Raw genomic sequence first — 384 nt, forward strand, 5'->3', positions numbered from 1 at the left:
GGTGCCGACTGCCGGAGTCGAACTGGCGACCTACTGATTACAAGTCAGTTGCTCTACCAACTGAGCTAAGTCGGCACACAAAACTGTGTGCGATAAACAAGAGTTTACCTTGGCACCGAATAATCGATATTTAAATTAACAAACATCCACTATTCAAAAGAGTGGTGCCCAGAGGCGGAATCGAACCACCGACACGGGGATTTTCAATCCCCTGCTCTACCGACTGAGCTATCTGGGCAAATGTCTAATTTACTTAGACGTAGCAAATGCAATGCATTAGCTATAATGAATGGTGCCGACTGCCGGAGTCGAACTGGCGACCTACTGATTACAAGTCAGTTGCTCTACCAACTGAGCTAAGTCGGCACACAAAACTGTGTGCGA

At 47.1% G+C, this 384-nt stretch carries 3 tRNA genes; all 3 read right to left on the minus strand.

Features of this window, described 5'->3' with window-relative positions:
• Positions 1 to 2: 2 nt before the first annotated feature.
• A tRNA-Thr gene (locus ACSLUR_RS19125) sits at positions 3 to 75 on the minus strand.
• Between the two features lie 87 nt (positions 76 to 162).
• Positions 163 to 238 (minus strand) — tRNA-Phe (locus tag ACSLUR_RS19130).
• Positions 239 to 290: 52 nt separating this feature from the next.
• A tRNA-Thr gene (locus ACSLUR_RS19135) sits at positions 291 to 366 on the minus strand.
• Positions 367 to 384 lie beyond the last annotated feature (18 nt).

Source organism: Thalassotalea montiporae, assembly GCF_053485855.1.